The 19,277-nt window shown below is 53.1% G+C and carries 17 protein-coding genes; 9 read left to right on the top strand and 8 right to left on the bottom strand.

Annotated elements, in window-relative coordinates:
• The first annotated feature begins 119 nt into the window (after positions 1-119).
• On the top strand, positions 120-518 hold the full coding sequence (locus tag NGM66_RS01490) for an aggregation-promoting factor C-terminal-like domain-containing protein (protein ID WP_208908262.1): 399 nt from the start codon (positions 120-122) through the stop codon (positions 516-518).
• Positions 519-803: 285 nt separating this feature from the next.
• Positions 804-1,343 carry a hypothetical protein gene (locus NGM66_RS01495; protein ID WP_208908260.1) on the top strand — a complete coding sequence of 180 codons (540 nt, stop codon included), beginning with the start codon at positions 804-806 and terminating at the stop codon, positions 1,341-1,343.
• Between the two features lie 78 nt (positions 1,344-1,421).
• Here NGM66_RS01495 and NGM66_RS01500 read toward each other — a convergent pair whose 3' ends face one another.
• The 3 genes from NGM66_RS01500 to NGM66_RS01510 all read right to left on the bottom strand — a co-directional run bounded on the left by NGM66_RS01500 (position 1,422) and on the right by NGM66_RS01510 (position 4,460).
• The gene (locus tag NGM66_RS01500) at positions 1,422-2,585 is read right to left on the bottom strand and encodes a DUF998 domain-containing protein (RefSeq protein WP_208908258.1); all 1,164 of its coding nucleotides are present in this window, start codon (positions 2,583-2,585) and stop codon (positions 1,422-1,424) included.
• A 133-nt stretch (positions 2,586-2,718) separates the two neighbouring features.
• Positions 2,719-3,585 carry an aldo/keto reductase gene (locus NGM66_RS01505; RefSeq protein WP_208908256.1) on the bottom strand — a complete coding sequence of 289 codons (867 nt, stop codon included), beginning with the start codon at positions 3,583-3,585 and terminating at the stop codon, positions 2,719-2,721.
• A 5-nt stretch (positions 3,586-3,590) separates the two neighbouring features.
• The gene (locus NGM66_RS01510; RefSeq protein ID WP_208908254.1) at positions 3,591-4,460 is read right to left on the bottom strand and encodes an aldo/keto reductase; all 870 of its coding nucleotides are present in this window, start codon (positions 4,458-4,460) and stop codon (positions 3,591-3,593) included.
• 117 nt (positions 4,461-4,577) lie between these two features.
• Between NGM66_RS01510 and NGM66_RS01515 the strand changes: the two genes are divergently transcribed.
• Positions 4,578-5,441 (top strand): LysR family transcriptional regulator, encoded by an 864-nt coding sequence (locus NGM66_RS01515; protein ID WP_208908252.1) that lies wholly within the window; start codon positions 4,578-4,580, stop codon positions 5,439-5,441.
• Positions 5,442-5,541: 100 nt separating this feature from the next.
• Entirely contained in the window at positions 5,542-6,582 is a 1,041-nt protein-coding gene (locus tag NGM66_RS01520; RefSeq protein ID WP_208908249.1) for a zinc-binding dehydrogenase, read from the top strand.
• Positions 6,583-6,729: 147 nt separating this feature from the next.
• Here NGM66_RS01520 and NGM66_RS01525 read toward each other — a convergent pair whose 3' ends face one another.
• Complete coding sequence (locus NGM66_RS01525; RefSeq protein ID WP_208908247.1) at positions 6,730-7,305, bottom strand: NADPH-dependent F420 reductase; 576 nt, start codon at positions 7,303-7,305, stop codon at positions 6,730-6,732.
• 222 nt (positions 7,306-7,527) lie between these two features.
• On the opposite strand from NGM66_RS01525, the gene NGM66_RS01530 reads away from it, so the two are divergent.
• The 3 genes from NGM66_RS01530 to NGM66_RS01540 all read left to right on the top strand — a co-directional run bounded on the left by NGM66_RS01530 (position 7,528) and on the right by NGM66_RS01540 (position 11,159).
• A complete protein-coding gene (locus NGM66_RS01530; protein WP_208908245.1) occupies positions 7,528-7,953 on the top strand; it encodes an Rrf2 family transcriptional regulator in 426 nt (141 codons plus the stop codon).
• Positions 7,954-8,450: 497 nt separating this feature from the next.
• On the top strand, positions 8,451-9,176 hold the full coding sequence (locus NGM66_RS01535; protein WP_208908243.1) for a WxL domain-containing protein: 726 nt from the start codon (positions 8,451-8,453) through the stop codon (positions 9,174-9,176).
• A 522-nt stretch (positions 9,177-9,698) separates the two neighbouring features.
• The gene (locus tag NGM66_RS01540) at positions 9,699-11,159 is read left to right on the top strand and encodes an Ig-like domain-containing protein (protein ID WP_208908241.1); all 1,461 of its coding nucleotides are present in this window, start codon (positions 9,699-9,701) and stop codon (positions 11,157-11,159) included.
• A gap of 942 nt (positions 11,160-12,101) precedes the next feature.
• Here the strand turns inward: NGM66_RS01540 and NGM66_RS01545 are convergent.
• The 4 genes from NGM66_RS01545 to NGM66_RS01560 form a co-directional block, all read right to left on the bottom strand.
• Positions 12,102-13,232 (bottom strand): GGDEF domain-containing protein, encoded by a 1,131-nt coding sequence (locus NGM66_RS01545; RefSeq protein WP_208908239.1) that lies wholly within the window; start codon positions 13,230-13,232, stop codon positions 12,102-12,104.
• A 486-nt stretch (positions 13,233-13,718) separates the two neighbouring features.
• The gene (locus NGM66_RS01550) at positions 13,719-14,387 is read right to left on the bottom strand and encodes a GNAT family N-acetyltransferase (protein ID WP_208908236.1); all 669 of its coding nucleotides are present in this window, start codon (positions 14,385-14,387) and stop codon (positions 13,719-13,721) included.
• 639 nt (positions 14,388-15,026) lie between these two features.
• A complete protein-coding gene (locus tag NGM66_RS01555) occupies positions 15,027-16,427 on the bottom strand; it encodes a sensor histidine kinase (RefSeq protein WP_258115335.1) in 1,401 nt (466 codons plus the stop codon).
• Positions 16,408-17,112 (bottom strand): response regulator transcription factor, encoded by a 705-nt coding sequence (locus tag NGM66_RS01560; RefSeq protein ID WP_208908232.1) that lies wholly within the window; start codon positions 17,110-17,112, stop codon positions 16,408-16,410. Before NGM66_RS01560 ends, NGM66_RS01555 begins: the two co-directional genes overlap by 20 nt.
• Before the next feature lie 289 nt (positions 17,113-17,401).
• Here NGM66_RS01560 and NGM66_RS01565 point away from each other — a divergent pair, with 289 nt between their 5' ends.
• Both NGM66_RS01565 and NGM66_RS01570 read left to right on the top strand, forming a co-directional pair.
• Entirely contained in the window at positions 17,402-18,445 is a 1,044-nt protein-coding gene (locus NGM66_RS01565; protein WP_208908229.1) for an ABC transporter ATP-binding protein, read from the top strand.
• A complete protein-coding gene (locus tag NGM66_RS01570; protein WP_208908226.1) occupies positions 18,438-19,205 on the top strand; it encodes a carbohydrate ABC transporter permease in 768 nt (255 codons plus the stop codon). Before NGM66_RS01565 ends, NGM66_RS01570 begins: the two co-directional genes overlap by 8 nt.
• The last annotated feature ends 72 nt before the right edge of the window (positions 19,206-19,277 follow it).

A 19,277-nucleotide genomic window follows, 5' to 3' on the forward strand; every position in this document is an offset into this window, starting at 1 on the left:
CGTCATATAACTTTACCTGCTTGTGACGGCCTTTTAATTGCGTAGTAACATGACTGCAACATTCATCGCGTATGCTACTAGGTAGAGATTAACAAACGAGGAAGAGTGTTTAAAAAAATATGACTAAATTTAAAATCAAATTAGCTTCAATCTTATTAGTTTTCGGTATCTCCTTTGGGATGATTACCAACGTCGCTACCAGCTTTAATGCTGAACCAACGGTGACTGCGGAAGCCGCAACATTGTCCGCCAGTCAAAAGAAGCAAATCGCCAAGATCAACTCTGGCTTATCAAAGAAGCAAAAGGCTGCCAAGAAGTGGATTGCTTACCGTGAATCCCGCTACAGCTACACGGCACGTAACGGTAACTGTTATGGTCGTTACCAATTACTGAAGTCTTACCTGCACGGCAACTTATCTGCCGTCAACCAAGAAAAGACCGCTAACAAGTACGTGGCTGGTCGTTACGGGACTTGGACCAAGGCAAAGTCCTTCTGGCAACATCACCACTGGTACTAAACAACAATTGAATTTAGCCATGACCACCTAAGCGTAGACTGCTCTTAGGTGGTTTTTTTGAGAGTGGAACCAAAGGCAGTTAGCTGGCGAGCATTAAGGCTGATAAGCGAATAATCCCGGGTTTGGATTGTTTGCTTATCAGTTTTAAGCGGAGCTAGCTGCCTTTTGGTCCAGGTTTCAGCCATATAAATTCGGAGCTACCAATGGATTTGGGCGTTTTGTCCCCTTTACGCCAGTTGATGCGACCGCTACACTAGAATTATTATTTCCGCAGGAGGTCTCACGATGGCAACATTAGCCAAACGCGTGCTCATTGGCGTGAGTGCCCTATTGATTTTGGGTGGCGCGTATATCGCCCTGATTCGGTCCACCCCATCCACCTCATCGCCGGCAAAGCCCACGACGAGCAAACACGCCAAAAAATCTGTCAGCAAACTGACCACAACCGAACTCAAGCATCACCCAAAGTTGACCTATAGCGCCATCATTTACTACGCCATCAAGGACCCCCAGCTACAGCGGTGGCAAGAGGTCAATGACTTCAAGGCTGGTTGGCAAGTCGAACACTATGCCACCAAGCACCCCACCCGTTATCTAGTTTGGCCCGATCAACACATCACGGCCGCAGACAAGAATCTCGCACCCAACTGGTTCTCTTTGCAAGGCAATCGGGTCACCTATGATAGTATGATCGTGCACTCGTTTCGTAAAGACCAAACGGCCACGACTACTTTGACCAAAATCGTGGCCCGCATCAACGCCCAGCACGCAGCCCAGAAGGTTCGCCAGATGCCGACGAAGCTGACCGTGCTAAATCACAAATAACAAAACAAAAAGAAGGTGGGTGTTACCAGAATTTTTCCGGTAACACCCACCTTTTTGTAAAAAATCACGGGACTATATTTACTCCCGCCGCGTAATCAACCCTTCTGTTCCCACGTCAATCAATGCTTCGATCCGGTCTAGCAGCATCAATAGCCAGCCAAACGCCAGCACGAATGCGACCATTTCAAAGGCCGTGAGAGAAAAGTAGCCGATGACCTGGAACAAGACTGCGGCCACGACCAAGGCCACGCCGATACCGTACGATAGGTATAAGAAGTCTTGGGTGACTTGCGGCAGCAGCCAGCGGACACTCACAATCAGGGCAATAATCAGATAGACCAAGAAGACGGACACCTGATCATGTAGCGCATGAGAACTGATATTGTTGGGGAAGACCCCGACCAGGCCCAAATCAAATGCCGTCAACGTCAACAATCCCCGTAAAATCAACAATCGCCGGGTCTGCGGCAGGGATTCCTGTAACCGCACGAACAGGTAATCAATCAAGGCAATCATTAGCAACGCCGAGAAGATCAGGGTCGCGTTGAACTGCCAGCCACTTGATGCGCCGCTGGTTCCTAGAAAACTCAGGTTGTGTTGCCACCAGTATTTTTGGTTATTCACGGCCATTGCGATGATAACGCCACTGATGATCACCAGAATCAGGACCGTTGACAGGACGCCAGCGTCGACCACCAGCGCAAAATAAATCATGACGGCGTTGGTCACCACGCCAAACGCAAATAAAATAATGCTCGCCGTCAGGATGCCAAAGCTGGCCCCCTTGAACAGCACGCCCAGTAGCCACATGCTCCCGACCAGCAACAGACCCAAAATCAGGGCAAATGACAACACAATCACGGGAAAATTTCGCCAGTAAACGTTTTGGCTAAAATGGTTCTCCGGATCGTGCCGACCCCGGATGAAGAAACCGGCAAATAGGGCCGTCCCCATCAACACACCCAGGACGATAATGGCCGTGGCTAAAGAATAGTCGCCGACCAATTTAATCGTTCGCAGTCGTTGTTGCAGGCTGTAGAGATAAAAGCCCAGACTCACGAACAACGCGGTCAGGACCGGCCATAACAGGACCTTGTCCTGAAATAGCTGAAGCCGCGGCTCCTCGAGCTGAACGACCAGCCGATTGCGCTTTACGACCAGTTTGACCGACGTCTCCGGCTTTAGCTGTAGCTGTTCCCCAATCTCCGCGGGGATATTTAATTGAAAATCTTTCTCACGCATGTTTTCCTCCGTTACCTCATGTCACACAATGAACTCCATTATAACATGTTCCCCCAATTAATTAGTGTTCAAATCAACGCGACACAAAACCGGCCGCAGCGCTAGGCTCCGACCGGTTTCAAAAAATCTGTCATTAATCGTTGGCGTGCACGTCAAAGGCCCCCAACAACATGCCCTGCACCCCTGGGGCATCCGGATCATGCCGCCCTTTGCCCGTGTCCAGCGCGGTCATGGCCGCCATTTCATCAGCGGTCAGCGTGAAGTCAAAGATGTCCAGGTTACTCTTGATGCGCGCGGCGTGAACCGACTTGGGCAAGACGATAACCCCCAGTTGGTTTTCAAACCGCAAGATGATCTGCCCCGCGTCCTTGCCGTACTTGGCCGCTAGCCGCGTGATGACAGGGTTTTGTAACAGGCCTTGATCACCTTGGCCCAGGGGTCCCCAGGCCTCTAACTTCACATCATCGGCGGCCAACAATTGGCGTAACGGTGCTTGTTGGAATGTCGGGTTGAACTCAACTTGGTTGATTGCCGGCTTAACGGCAAAGTCCGGTACAAATTTCTGCCAGATCTTAGGCGTCATGTTAGAGACCCCGATCGACTTGATTTTGCCGGCCTGTTGGGCTTCCGTCATGGCGCGCCAAGCACCTGGTACGTCGCCGTAAGGTTGATGAATCAGGTAAAGGTCCAGGTAGTCCAACCCCAGCTTCGTCAGTGACGTGTCGATGGCCTGCTTAGCCGCTTCGTAGCCGTAATCCTGCAGCCACAGTTTGCTGGTGACCCAGATCTGGTCACGCGAGACGTCACTGGCTGCGATGGCCTGGCCGACCTCGCCTTCATTGAAGTAGGCAACGGCCGTATCGATGTGCCGGTAACCCGCCTGCAAGGCTGCGGTGACCGCTTGTTTCGTCGAGCCGTCGTTGGGAATCAGGAAGGTCCCGAACCCAATAGCGGGAATATCATTACCATCATTTAAGTGAATCGTTGGTTGTTTAGTCATTTTAATTACTCCTTTAATTGTTTCAAACTGGCGCCAAAGATCTGTTCGATCGTAACCGGGTCGCGGTGGTCAAAGAACTGGCTGGTCTGCTGGTCCAATCCGGCAATCGTCTGCATCTCGGCCGCTGTTAGCTCGAAGTCAAATACGTCAATATTTTCTTGCATACGCGCGGCGTGCACGGTTTTGGGGATCACGGTAATGCCGCGTTGCAGGAGCCAGCGTAAGATGACCTGGCCGACTGTCTTGTGGTGAGCCTGGGCAATCGTCTGGAGCGTCGGATTGGTGAAGATGGCCTGCTTGCCTTCCGCAAACGGTGCCCAGGCCTCAACGCGAACCCCTTCGCCCTGGTTAAAGGCCACTTCGGTTGGTTGTTGGTACCACGGGTTGACCTCAATCTGATTCAGTACCGGCGGAATCGGCATGGTCAGTTCTAGGTTTTTTAGCTGATCGGCATAAAAGTTCGAGACGCCAATGGCCCGAATTTTACCCGCCTGATAGGCTTCAGAGAGCGCCCGCCAAGCGCCCATGGTGTCGCCGTAGGGTTGGTGTAAGAGGTACAGGTCCAGGTAGTCCAGGCCCAACCGTTTCAGTGAGGCGTCGATGCCTTGCTTGGCCCGGTCGTACGTGAAATCAGACACCCACAGCTTCGACGTGATGAAGAGGTCTTCGCGGGCAATCCCACTCTTTTGGATTGCCCGGCCAACGGCTTCTTCGTTGTGGTAGGCCGCGGCCGTATCGATCAAGCGGTAGCCGGCTTCTAACGCAGCGGTCACCGCCGCCTCGCATGCCGCTAAGTCGGGGATTTGAAAGACACCGAAGCCGAGTTGCGGCATCGTGACACCATTGCTTAACTTAACTGTTGGAACTTCAACCATATTACTCACCTTTCCTTTTCGTTCATGAGGCCACTATAAGACTAAACGCGACAGTTGAAAATTACCAATTGGTCATGCTAGTATACGAGTAACGTATACTCGAAAGGAGTCTGTCCCTTGCTCAGCAATTACCTACTTGAAGAACTCGTCACCTTTGCGCGCTGCGGCACCCTGGCCCAAACGGCCGCGGCCCTGCACGTCACCCAGCCAACCGTGACCCGCGGCATGCAAAAACTAGAAACGGAACTGGGTGTCCAACTCTTCTTACGCCAGCCCAACCGGCTCAGCCTAACGCCCACCGGCGAATTGGCAGCGCGTGAAGCGGCCCACGTGATTCAGGTCCAGCAACAGGCCGTCCAGCGGATTCAAAATTTCGACCGCAGCCAACGCCAGCTTCCGATTGCGTCAACCCTTCCCGGCGCACTGATCGTACTCGATGCGCTTGCTGATCAACTCCCAGCGACCGCCCATTGGGCCAACCACGCACTAACCACGGACCCCGTCGCCGCGCTCACTACCCACGCGGCCGTTCTGGTCTTCACCAACGCGCCCTTACATGCGCCCACCATTGTTAGCCAGCGCGTCGGTACCGAACGGCTCGCCGTTAACCTCAACCAGTTCATGAGCCAGGCCAACCAACCCAGCATCACGTTTGCCCAACTCAAAGACCTGAGCTTCGTGGTCCTTGACGACATCGGTCCGTGGCGTGCCGTGATTCAGCAGCACATTCCCAACGCCAAGTTTTTCTACCAAGAGGAGCGTGACGCCCTGGCCGCCATCACCCAATTCTCAGACTTCCCCTACTTCAGCACCAACATCACGCCGCTGGACCCAACGCCTACCGAACCGGACGACAATCGCCGCCGACTACCCATTACGGATGCCGCAGCGCAAATGCCGGTCTACGCCAACTACTTACGTCCAGACGCCCACCGTGTCCAACCGGTGATCGACCAAGTCACGGCCATTTGGCCACAGTAAGGCGGTTTCAGTCGCTGCTAGTAGTTTGTAAGGGTCGTGACTTTACTTTCATTTTGCAAACGCTTAAAATTCACTTAGACATGTTTAGGAGGTCACAATCTTGAAAACAACCATGTTCATGGAACCAGGAAAAGTACAAATTGAAGATATTGACAAGCCGACGATTCAGGCACCCGACGACGTAATTATTCACGTGGTCCGGACCTGCGTCTGTGGGTCCGACCTGTGGGCTTACCGCGGGTTAGAAGACAAGGCCACCCATTCTGAAAACAGCGGTCACGAAGCTATCGGAATCGTCGAGGAAGTCGGTAGCGACATCACGACCGTCCAACCCGGTGATTTCGTCATCGCACCTTTCACCCACGGTTGCGGGCACTGTGCTGCTTGCCGGGCCGGCTTTGAAGGCGACTGCCAAAACCACACTGATAACTTCAGTAACGGTGTGCAGGCCGAATACATTCGTTTCCAACACGGCGAATGGGCACTGATCAAGATTCCTGGCCAACCGCAAGATTACAGCGAAGCCATGTTGAAGTCTCTCTTGACCTTGGCTGACGTCATGGCCACCGGTTATCACGCCGCCCGAGTTGCCAACGTCTCTGCTGGTGACACGGTCGTCGTCGTTGGTGACGGTGCCGTGGGTCTGTGTGGGGTCATCGCCGCACAAATGCGTGGCGCCAAGCGGATCATCGCCATGAGTCGTCACGAAGACCGGCAAAAGTTGGCCACCGAATTCGGTGCCACCGACATCATCGCCGAACGGGGCGACGAAGCCGTGGCCAAGGTGATGGCCTTGACCAACAACGCCGGTGCCGATGCCGTCCTCGAATGTGTCGGGACGGAACAATCCAACGATACGGCCATGAAGGTTGCCCGTCCAGGCGCCATCGTCGGCCGGGTCGGTCTGCCTCATGAACCCAAGATGGATATGAGCGAATCCTTCTACAGCAACACGATTATTGCTGGGGGCCCTGCTTCCGTAACCACTTACGACAAGCAGGTCTTATTGAAGGCTGTCTTAGACGGCGACATTCACCCGGGAAAGGTCTTCACGAAGTCCTTTAAGCTGGATGAAATCGATGACGCTTACCAAGCCATGACCAAGCGTGAAGCCATTAAGTCACTGATCGTTGTGGATTAATCGTTAAAATTGACTGACTAAAGGACGCCCAGTTTGCGAATCGCAAGCTGAGCGCCCTTTTTAATCAATCCATTTTACGAAAAAAGGCCCGCACAGTTCCCACCACGCCGGTCTCTTCACTAAATCACTCTTCTATTCTACTTAACTTTACTTCAAAACTGCGAAACCGCCAGTCCAGCCAAGGGTTTCCTTAGCGGCTAAGGTCATTTGTAAGAAGCCAAAGCTTTCCAATTCACGGGCCCGCTTCAAGGCACCCGCATCCACGAAGGCCACGCCACTGTCGGTCAAGGCATCTGCTAATTCTTGCTTAGCAGCGTCGTCATCCCCGGCGGCCATCACGGTCGTTTGGGCTTGGTCGCTGACTTTGCGGCTCTGTAAGGTCGCCGCAAAGGTGGTGTTGAACGCCTTAACGACCTTAGAATCTGGCAACAGCGCAGCGATTTGGGCTGCGGCTGAGCTGTCTGCGGGAACGACCAATTCGTCCCAAGTATCAAAGTTCAGTGGGTTGGTGATGTCCACAACGACCTTGCCCGCCAGCGCGGCTTGGTTAGCCTTGGCGATGCTTAAGGCGGCGTTGTAAGGGACAGCCAAAACGACGATGCTCCCTAAATTTTCAACCGGATCACCGGAATCAATAAAACTGACCTGATTGCCACCCTGCTGGAAAACGTCACCGATTGCTTGACCCATGTTACCCTTACCAAAAATTGTGATTGCTGCCATAATGCAGACCCCCTGTAAGTTTTTTAAATTTTGTATTATTTTTAAGTACACTTTTAAGATACGACACCTGCTGGATAAAGTCAATTCGTTTGCTTGAGAAATTTTAAAATTGTTCAGTCTACCAGTTCGTTCACTCATCGTAAATAGCCATCGCTTTTCTGAGCATTTTTTGGTAAACTGTTATAGAATAAGATACAGAAATCACCTTAGGAGGTCATCGTTATGGCAAACACCCAATTCAGTGACACCATCCACGTGCTGGTCTACATTGCCTACTTCAAGGGCAATAAGATGACCAGCCAAGAAATCGCCAGCAGTCTGGAGACGTCGCCGAGCCTGATTCGGAAAATCATGGCCAACTTAAAACGCCATCAGCTCCTTGCCCCCACCCACGGGCCAACCCAACTGGCGCTGGCTCGCGACCCCGCTGACATTACGCTGCGCGATATCTATGCCATCTTGCCCGGCCAGCCACCGTTGTTCAACGTGGACACGCACACCTCGCAGAATTGCCCCGTCGGCCGCGCGGTGCCGCAAGTACTGACGACTTATTATCAGGAGATTCAAGCCGCAGCTGAAGCCAAGATGGCAAAAATCACGCTCCAAGACCTTCTCAACGACGTCACCCTCCTGCAGCGGCTAGCCTAACACTATTTCGCTAGGGGTGTCTGGCATTCCAGGTGTAGCCGCCAATAGCTCCGGCGCTCAGCCGCGATTTAGTCGCTTTCCGCCTTTAACGCTCTGTAGCCGGGCATCCTCATCCCCACTCGCACCATCCCATAAGCAATCAACCCAGGCGACCAATTCTGCACCAGACAGATTGGCCGCCTATTTGCGTTGACCCTGCCGTAGCCATAACGGAATTCGTCATTTTACCAGTAAAACGCATCTCATCTTTAGCAGTTAGTATATGTTACGTTCAATGGGTGTCTTCTAGTATCACCCCTTGACAAGAAGCTGTTAGGATATAGTTGTCAACGGAGTAGAGAAAGAATTTGCCAACCGAACTTGGTTTTGGTTGCTGACCTTTTAAGTCACTTGCGACCAGCAAATTATTGCGCCGGTCACTTGTCTTGCGACCACCAAAATAAAGTTTGCACTTCACTTCGTTCCTAGCTTTGGCAAACAGATTGGAGGAGTATTTTATGCATGTTTTAAAGCTATTAGGCGGAATTAGTAGTACCGTCGCCATTGCGGCAGTTGTCTTGGGAATGAGTCCAGTCGCTGCCAGCGCTGCGGGTCCTGGCACAGCGACCAGTAACCTGACGAACGTCTCCACTGGCTACGTTGCCGATAGTACCGGCAATGCTGAAGCGACTTCGAACGCCGAATTTACCGTCATGCCAGGGACTTTGACCTTGAATCAAGTTCCTAACGTTGTCTTGGAAAACACCAGCGTTAAGTCCATTGCTTCTGGTAATGCTGATTTGACGGTCACGGATACCGCACCAACTGCCGGAACCGCTTATGATGGGAATAACAACGGGACCTTGAACGTCACTGACTACCGGGGCAATAGTGCCGGCTGGTCAGTAACCGTTGGGATGGGTCCATTCACTTCTGGTAGTTCTACAGTTAGTGACGCAACCTTAACTCTGGACCAAACAACGGGTGCGCTGGATAACACCGCAACTGCCGTTCCTACCAGCGTTAAGTTGTCACAATCGACCGTTTCCAATGACTGGATCAGCAATCCACAATTGTTGTGGGATGCTGCAGCTGGCACTGGTCAAGGTGACAACACCGCAACGACAGCCGCAACCAGCAACTTACAGATTACGAAACAAGCTAATATCGCCGCCGGCACTTATGATGCAACGCTCTACTGGGCTTTGCAAAATGCCCCAGCAGCAACGACGCCAGCTTCATAATTTGTCTGATTGACGACAGTCGTGCCTAGCACACTGTGTTTCCGAATGAAAGGGTAGACCCCCCTGCTGCACACGCCTAACGCGCCACCACCCCACGTGGTGCGCGTCAGGTGTTGTGCGGTCCGGACTACCTTTTCGTTCGCTTTACGCAATGCCCATAAGTGGAATATATTTCAGTCCAAACCGATTGTGCCACTTCGCTAATCCAACCGGGACGAGACGCTTGGCCGCCAGTTTTTGCCAGGCCGTCTAGCGCCCGAATCTCAGGATTGACCAGCTGCTTTGACGACATCATCCGCCTGGACCAACAGCGGTCAGTGCATCTGGAAGGTCAGCGGTAATTTCATCTCCTACAGACGCCAGACCGCCACCTACACTTCTTTAACCCAGCCTGATCCGCTAGGGTTTTTGTGCCTGTTATCGGCCACTTTGTTAAGTTTCGGTGCTTACTGATTCGCCAAGCACCCCTCGCAGCTTGACCGACAATAAGGAAAATGACTTTTAAGTTTGGAGGCAGTGGACATGGGAATTTGGCAACAAATTAAGCGACTAGCTGTCAGCCTGCTCGTCTTGATTGCCGGCTTGAGTGTCGGCGTCTCCGCACACGCTGCCACCAGTGCACCACAACCACCGACCTCGCCACCAACGACGATTATGGGTATCAACCTGGCCGGCGGCTTCACGCAGCAACCAATCGATTCCAACCATATTTCTGGGGATTCCGTCACGCTTTCCGCGAAGGGGACCCGGAACATTTTGGAAACATTGACCAACCCTTTAGGGAGTCGGAAATATGTTTGGTGGGAATCCACTGATGGTGGAACGACCTACAGCCAGGTTGGCTCCAATAGTCGAACGTATACGTTTACAGCGCCATCAGTTTCAACGACGACGCAGTTACAATTTCAATGTGAATATGACTTTACTGGTATTGGCTTGTTCTATAATGAATGGTCACGCATTGCGACCGTCACCGTCACCCCCGCTCGGGTACCCACGACGGATATTCAAGTCACGAGTGAGAGTCCAAGCCTCTACAACGGTGCGTCAACCACGGTAAATGCCACCTTGACGCCTTCGACGGCGACCGACCCCATCACTTGGACCAGCAGTAATCCATCGCTGGCCTCAGTCGATGAATACGGGAACGTCACGGCAACTAGCGCCTCGAGTAGTACCACGGGGACCGCTAACGACCACGGCACCGTCACGATTACCGGGACCAGCAATGGCCACAGTGATTCCGTCAAAATCACGGTTGGGGCCCTGCAAAATGTCACGGTCAACGAAGGTAGTGACGCCACCTTTACCCTGAACGATCTACCGGACGGCGTGACCGTTTCCAACTGGTATCGGGTTCAAGACGGGACCGCGACCGCGTTGAACTCGACCAGCACCAGTTATACCGTTTCCAAGACCTCGGTCGGCGGCGACAATGGAACTTCTTACTACGCGACCCTGAACTACACGGTCAATGGCAGTACGAAATCAGTCAACACCAACGCCGCTTTGCTCACGGTCAACAAGAGTGGTCTGTTAACCTTGACGGCGGTGCCTGACCTGAACTTTGGTTCCGTCGACGTGGAAACGCTGATTGAAAACGATGCCGCTCTAGAAAATACGGATACGACGACTAGCGGCAGCGCGTATGATGGCAATGACAACGGTGAATTGTCCGTCATGGATAGTCGGACGACCGGCGGCGACTGGACCTTAACTGCCAGTCTTGCACCCTTCACGTTAAGCGATGGCAGCGACGGCAATCTGGGGTCCGCAATTCTCGACCTGTACGACCCAACAAATCGGTTGGACGAAAATATCCCCGATAATTCGGAAGCCACGAAGATCTATACTTCTAGCGACTACGATGGCCAGGACTTCGACGTTACCGATAGTAACTTGGATCTGACGGCCTCCCCAGAAGTAACGGCTGGCGACTACCAGAGCGTTATCACTTGGACCTTGTCCGTCGCACCTAGCTGATGGGTAGCAGACGGTTAGCTGACTTCAGTCATATAAACTCAGAAATACCAATGCGTTTGGGCATCTTGTCCCAAACGCATTGGTATTTTTCTAGCGCTAATTGCACCACGGTCAGGACACGGCCCTCGTCAACACCTTTAAGAGGCTGGTGCCCCAGCTTTCTGAGAAATTTTCAGCAAACCTTCAGGAAAAACCCAGTGCAAGAACAACGGATTCCCGTTATCATAAGTCTTAAGGAATTGGCGTTCAGCAGAATACCAATCCCCAGTCACAGTCGGATTTGGACTCACTCACATTGTCATTTGCGCCATTTAACCAATAACGTTGTCGTATCCCCTTACACAAACATTTAAATGACGCCAAAAACAGACAGAACCGCTGGCTCTGCCTGTTTTTGTTTGCCATGAAAGGCATCATTAAAAGTTACAAGTGTAAAAACACCTACTATGGGAGCTGGCCGCCTCCCGTCCGCCAAATATGAGCCGGAACGCGGTGGGCGGCGGGACGAGCCGAAGAGCGGTCTCGTCTCCTCGACTTTGAGCCGAAGTTAGCGTCTCAAAATCGCCAGTTCCCTAACCGGCGTGAACCCTGCCGCTAAGGGAACTCCCACGGCTGAGCTCATATTTGGCGGACTCCCGGCTACGGAGATGTTTCACTACCAATCTACCAATCGGGTCAGTCCTTGGTAACAGGTGAACTACAGTCCAATCTGACCAAATTTGGTGTCAATGACAAGCGCCAATCTGCCACGTAGCCGAGAGTGAGCTAAATTTGGACTCAGCCGTGGGCGTTTTCAAGCGACCTACTTGAAAACGGACGTCTTCGAGACGTGGTTTTCGGCTCGAAGCGAGGTTGAAGACCGCCCTCCGGCTTCGACCGGTCCTTCCCACAGCGTCACGGTCCAAATTTGGCGAACGGTAAGGCGGACCAACCTACACCAATCTAGTCAGTAGTAATTTGCATCCGGCCGTTGCGTTTGGACCGATAGAGGTTGTGGTCGACGCGGTTGTAGAAGTCCAGCGGCGACTGGTCCTTGCCCACGATTTCAGACACGCCCACCGAGATTGAGACTTGAAGTACCGTTTTGGCCGAGTGAATATTCATGTGATTAACCGCCATGAACACCTGCTTAACCACGCGGTTAGTGGCGTCCAAGTCGTAACCCGGGAAGAGCACGTTGAACTCCTCGCCCCCGGTTCGGTACAGTTGGAGCTTCGGGTCGTTTTCAGCCAAGACCGTTTGGACCGTGCTGGCGACATCTTGCAAGACCTTATCGCCAATCGCGTGGCCGTAAGTGTCATTGAACTGTTTGAAATGATCGATGTCAAACATCATCATTGTCAGTGGCCGGTTGGACGTGTGGCTCTCATCAAACAGGTACTCGATGGTCTCGGTATAGGCCGCGAAGTTACGCGTATGGGTCAACGCGTCATGACTGGCAAACTTAGCCAGCCGTAATTTCAGCTCCGTATCGTGTGACAGCATCGACACGTAGATGTACAACAGAATTTCAAAAATGACCAGGTACAGCCACTCCTGCCAAAAAGTCAGCCAGGCAAAGTCGAACTTCCACTTCATCCACAGCCACAACATGCCGCCAAACGGGATGCCGACCGCCATATACATCAGCGGCGCATAGCGATGATCGTAGAACTTGCGCCGGACCTGATTCAAGACGACGAAGAAGGTCAGCAGCGTAATCGCGTGGCCCCAAGACTGCCAGTAAACCAGCGAGCCGTCAAAGACCATGTAGACCAGTAAAATCGGCACTAATGAATAATACGGCATATGAATTTTTAAAAAGTATGCGCAAAAGATGATGGCAATCAGCTGGAAATTCATGAACTCCCAAGCCGTACTCTTGCCGACCACCAGCGTTTGAATGCTAAAGGCAAAGACCACCATGTAGATAATGCCATACCAACTATTGATGGTTTCTTCAGAGATTTTCAGGCGTCGTGTGCGCGCCCACGAGGCGATCCAGTTGTAGGATACCCAGTAGAACGTGAAGACACCGAGAACAAAAAACACACTGGTAATAAATGGTGGCACTTGCCAGTGAGACCAAGTCATGACGTACCCCTCTTTTTAGTTTACGTGAATAACCAGGTACCGCGAACGGCCCTGGTTGGCAAAAGACAACCGATTCGGTCGACGTTGACCGAAACGTTTTACGTAACCGGCTCTTCACAAGAAAAAGTGGACCGGTGGGGATTAACCCCAGGTAAGAACATGTGTCCCATGTTAGACCGATTATCCTTGGAAAACTATGCCCAGATAGTTAAAAGTGCTGAATTATGTAAATAATTTTTATTACGGTTCTAAGTTGATGGTTAACTAATAATCCAATAACGTTTATCGGCGACCGGTTTACACGCTTACTTTGGTTTCCCTGAACCCGAAAAAAAGACCAGCTCCTTTGAGCCAGTCCCTCATTGTTTGTCTGCTGTGCACGCCGAACTCAAGCAGATTCGACGTAGGTAGTAGACTTTTTTAACTAGGAACTTGTTGGCCAAATTTCTAGTTAGTCACTTCAAAATTAGTCCTACCGATCGGCCATTAGTCGACCAGTAAGTGGTGCGCGGTGTCTGCCGCCAGGTCATGAACGTGACCCGTGTACAAATACCCAGTCAGTCGCCGAGGTTGCGGCGCTGTTTGCCAATCGATCTGTTCGTGCTGGCTTTCTTGAAAGCCGTGTTGCCGGTAAAAGTGGCCGGTCGTGGCTACCGCCGTGAACAGGTACACCTTGTCGACCGGCGCCGCATCCCAATACTCAGCAACCGTGTGCATCAGTTCCCGGCCGATTCCCAGATTCTGATACTCTGGGTCGACCATCAACAATACGATTTCCCCCAAGAATTCGCGTCGTTGCAAATTGGCCAGTAGGCGCTCGTCGATTTCGCTACGTTCATTTAACTGCTTCAGCAAGTGCCGTCCCCCAGGCCGGACGGCTAAAGCCGCCTTAGCCACCAGCAATTGCCAGACGTCGTAGGACCGTTCTTTCTTTTGATACTTGGTGTCCGCTAAGATGGCACCGACCACCTGGCCGTCCCACACCGCGACCCGCACGTAATTTTGCTGGGTCATGCAGCGGCGGAAATACACCCGTGCCGCCAAGTCATTCAACTGACCGTTCGTCCAGTCAAAGCGCCAGAGTCGCCCGACGATTTTGGCCAGGGCCGGCACATCTTCATACCGCATCACTCTAATGTGTAGTTTACTAATCAATTGGCATCCTCCTGACTATGCGTCTCGCTGTCCCCACAGCTGACACACGACTTTTCGTTTGCTTCTCCAATGACCATGATACCTTCTATTCTGCTTACCCCCTGGCGCACGCCCCTCGGTTAATCAAATTGATTAACTGAAGGTTATTCTACACGGGTTATGTGGGGGGTTCTAGTTAAATAAAACGAAGACTGTCTGAGATTTTCTCAGAAATGGTCTTGGGTAGCTGGCCGCCTGCCGTTGCGAAAAACTAGGCTGGAACGCTGGGGGAGGACGGCCCGAGCCAAGGTCTCGTGCCTTGCTTTGAGCCGACGACCCACGTCTCAAAGTCACCAATTTCGCAGCAAAAATCGCTGCAAAATTCCCCGGCTGAGCCTAGTTTTTCTCCACTTTCGGCTACAATCACAATTATCCGCAATATCCGACTCACCCTATGAAGCGAGGTAACTCCCCATCATTCTACCTGAATTAACTGGCCAATTTAACGTAGCTCACGCAACAAGGAACTATGCGAGCGCTCCCCAACAGGCACTCCAGATTCCCCTCTCAGCTAATTTATTCGCCAAACGGGTATTTAGTTGTGTGAAACCATCTTCCGTCTTAAACCGCCATTATTTGCCGTTCAGGGGCATCTCCGGGTCAATCCTGTGGTGTGTCGCGCGGCCAGGTGATTTCGAAGCGGGTGCCTTGCGGCTGGTTGTCTCGTACCTTGATCTGGCCGTGGGTTAACGTGACCAGCTGTTGGACGATGGCTAAGCCTAAGCCGTTGCCAGCGACCTCGTTGCGGACGCTGCTGGCGCGGTAGAAGCGGCCGAAGACCAAGTCCTTTTGGTCATCCGGAATGCCGCGGCCCTGATCGGCAACGGTCAGTGTGACCAGCTTACCGACCGCCGTCAGACTGACTGTGATGGCAGTGTCTGCCGGCGAGTATTTCTGCGCGTTGCTGAGCAGGCTGGTTAAGATCTGGGTCACGCTGTCCTGGTTGGCCGCGACGACCACGTGGTGTTGGACCTGCAACACCATCTCACGGTCCAGCGAGGCACCAAAATTATGCGCCGTGGTCGTGACCACTTGGCTCAGGTCAACGGTCGTCGTGGTCAGTTCCAACTGGTTGGCCCGCGACAAGGTCAACAGACTGGTGACCAGGCGCTGCATGCGTTCTGATTCCTGGTCGATGAACTGTAGCGCGGTCGGAATCACCTCCGGATGGTCCTGACCGCGGCGATTGACCATTGAGACGTATCCCCGAATCGTGGCGATCGGCGTCTTCAGTTCGTGCGAGGCATTGGCCACGAAACGCCGGTCGGCCAGTTCCTGTTCACTCAGCGAATTCAGCAGCTGATTGAACTCGACCGTCAAGTCGTGCACTTCTTGTGGCGCGGCCGGCACTGGCAGTTGCCGCTGGAAATTTTCCGAAATATCTTGGTTGATGGCCTTGGTCGCCCCGGTCAGCTCGACTAGCGGCTGGTTCAGCTTGCGGGCCAACAGGTAAATGAACCAGGTCCCCAGCAGCAAAAATGCCAGCGCAATCAGCAAAATTAATTTGATCAACAGGAGCAACAGGTCGGTCACGCCGTTTAATTTGACCCACACGTCGTAGCGCACGGTGGGGTCGTGCCGGTCCGTCGACACGTCCGAGGCCCGTACGTGGTACACAAAGCCACTGTTGCTCAGGTAGCCGATGTTGGGCGTGATCCGGTGCAGCGTCCCCCGCCGTTCGGTGGCCAAAAAATGTTTGGCGTGCGGCGAGTACAAATACCGGTGCGCTTGACCGGGCTTGGCCACGCTGATGCGAATAAAAGTCGTGTCGGTATCGGCCGAGCTACCCAATCGCCACCAGTACCAGTCGTTTTGATTGGCGATGAAGCTACGTTTAAGCCCGCGCACGATGCCCAACGCTTGGTGTCGCTGGACTTGGGCCTGCTTCCAGCCGACCACGGAAATGATCACGGCGCTCAAGATGACCGTGATGCCTAACAAGAGCAGCGCGTAGACCTTGGTGATCCGCGCCGCACTGGTATTAAAGAGGGTTTTCTTCATCGTCATCGCCTAACTTGTAGCCGACACCCCGCACCGTTTGGATGGGCTGGCCGGCCACACTTGCCTTTAACTTATTCCGCAGGTACCGCACGTAGACGTCTACGATATTGACCTGGCCGTCAAAGCTGGTGCCCCACACGGCGTCCAACAGGTCATCGCGCGTCAGCACCTCTCCGGGATGTTGCATGAACGTCAGTAACAAGTCGAACTCCCGCTGGGTCAGCTGAATCTCGGCATCCCCCGCAAAGACTTGCCGCGTCTTGGTATCGAGGGTCAACGGTCCCACGTGAAATTTCTTGTCATTCAAATTGCGAATCACGTTGCGGCGCAAGATCACCCGGATACGGGCCAACAACTCTTCGGTATCAAAGGGTTTGGTGATGTAGTCATCCGCCCCGGCATCCAGTCCCGAGACCTTGTCACCCACGTAGTCGCGGGCCGTCATCATAATCACGGGCACGTCGTAATGCCGGCGAATCTTACGCAACACGCCCAGGCCATCGATGCCCGGCAACATCCAATCCAAGATAATCAGTGAGATGTCGGCCTGGTGCTGGGCAAATTGTGTCAACGCCTCTTCCCCGCTGGCACACGGGATCACCGTGTATTCCTCAAATCCCAGCTCGGCACTCAATAGCGTGCGCAGCCCCGCTTCGTCTTCGACTAGTAAAATTGTGACTTTCAAACCGTGCTCCCCCTTTGATGTAGGTGTTGGTTTTAGTTTAGCATGTTTTGCCGGTCACGCCATCACGTTTGCTAATTCTTAAAGAAACGTTGCGGGCCGTGTGGACACTGACCGCTACCGGTCGGCAAATTTCACAAGCCAGCCAATCGTTGCCCCCAACTTTCTTTCAGAAAAATTATTGATACCACCCGCTGTCGGAATAGGCTATAATTAAGGGACAATAGCCCCAATCAACGACGTATAATGTCGTTAAGGGCGTGCTAGTTTGTGAAAAGGAGGAACTCGTTTCATGCAGGTCACGCTTCACGAGATTACTTTGGCATACGACCGTCACCCCGCCATCCTCAAGCACTTTAACTGTACGTTGCCCGATGGTCAATTAGTGGCGCTACTGGGCCCCAGTGGCAGCGGCAAGTCGACGATCTTGAATCTACTCGCCGGACTCCTGACGCCACAAGCTGGTCAGATTTTCTTTGACCAGACCGACGTCACCGCCCAGGACAGCCGCCAACGCAACATCGGCATGGTCTTTCAGGACTATGCACTGTATCCGCATCTAACCGTCCGCGACAATATCGCTTTTCCTTTAAAAATGGCCCACGTCAAAAAGGCCGCCCGTTACCAACGCGTGGCTGAGTTGGCCGACCTAGTTCAATTGACCGATCAGCTGGGGAAATTTCCCCAGGAACTCTCTGGCGGCCAGCAACAACGCGTCGCCATTGCCCGGGCGTTGGCCAAACACCCGGCGTTACTACTACTTGATGAACCCTTGTCCAGTCTCGACACGGCCCTACGTGAGGAATTACGGGCGGTCATCCACCACATCCAACGCGAGACCGGCGTGACGACCTTATTGGTGACCCATGATCAAGAAGACGCGCTTCAAATCGCCGATGAGATCATGGTCCTGGCTCGTGGCCGTCTCCAACAGAGTGGCACGGGACAAGCCCTCTACCAATCCCCTCAGAACCTGACAGTGGCCCGGTTCATTGGCAAGCCACAGCTCAATCTCTGTGCCGTCGCTAAATTACCGACCGCGTTGTGTGAACAACTCCCCGCGGCGCACCTGGCCCAGGCCACGACCTTAGGCATTCGCAGTGAAGCCTTGCACGTGGCCACGACACCCTCCCCACTGACCGCCACGCTGACCACACAGGTTCGTCTCGGCCGTGATACGCAAACACATTTACATACCAGTTACGGCGACCTCGTCAGCACCGCCATCGCACCCACCACGGCGGCCGCCCTACCACTCACGATTGCGGCGCAGGGCTGTCTGTTATTTGACGCGCAGGGGGCCTGCCTCTGGTCTGGGGGTGCTGACCTTGCTTAATGCCAAACCGACCGTCAAGTCCACGCTCAAAGCGCTCCTGTACCTGGCGCCGCTACTCATCATCACGTTGATTTTCACTGTATGGCCGCTGATTCACGCCCTACTGATGAGCAGTTACGTCCACTACAACTACTTCACCAATCACGTGGGCGCGCTGGGTTGGGACAACTTCATTTACCTCTGGCGTGACCCGCTCTTTCACCTCGCCCTGCGCAACACCCTGTGCCTGGTGCTAGTGGCGATGCCCCTAACCGTGGCGCTAGCGCTACTGATTGCACTGGGACTCAACCGCATCCCCTGGCTGGCCCGCTTCTTTCAGACCATCTACTTTCTCCCCTTCGTCACCGCGACGATTGCTACGGGACTGGTCTGGAACTGGATCTTCCGCTTAGACGGTGGCCTGCTAAATGTCTCCTTGCACCACCTGGGCATTCCCGCCGTTGACTGGCTCAACGACCCCCATTACGCCCTGTTGGCGCTCATCGTGGTCTGCGTCTGGCAGGGATTGGGCTTCAACGTCGTGTTGTTTTTGGCCGGGCTCAACCGCCTGGACGACCAGTATCTGCACGCCGCCCAACTCGACGGGGCCAACGCCTGGCAACGCTTTACCAACGTGACCTGGCCGCTTTTGTTACCAATGACGGTTTTAATCATAATCAACACGACCGTTACCACGATCAAAGTCTTCGACCAGGCCTTCGCGCTGTTTCACGGCTCCGCGGGTCCCGGGAATTCGGCCCTCACGTTATTGTTTTCCTGAATTATTCATACCTTTCAAAAAAGTCGTCAGTTTTCATGTTTTTCAAAAACTGACGGCTTTTGATCTTGCTTA

Source organism: Levilactobacillus yiduensis (genome assembly GCF_024718525.1).
GTDB classification, from domain to species: Bacteria; Bacillota; Bacilli; order Lactobacillales; family Lactobacillaceae; genus Levilactobacillus; species Levilactobacillus yiduensis.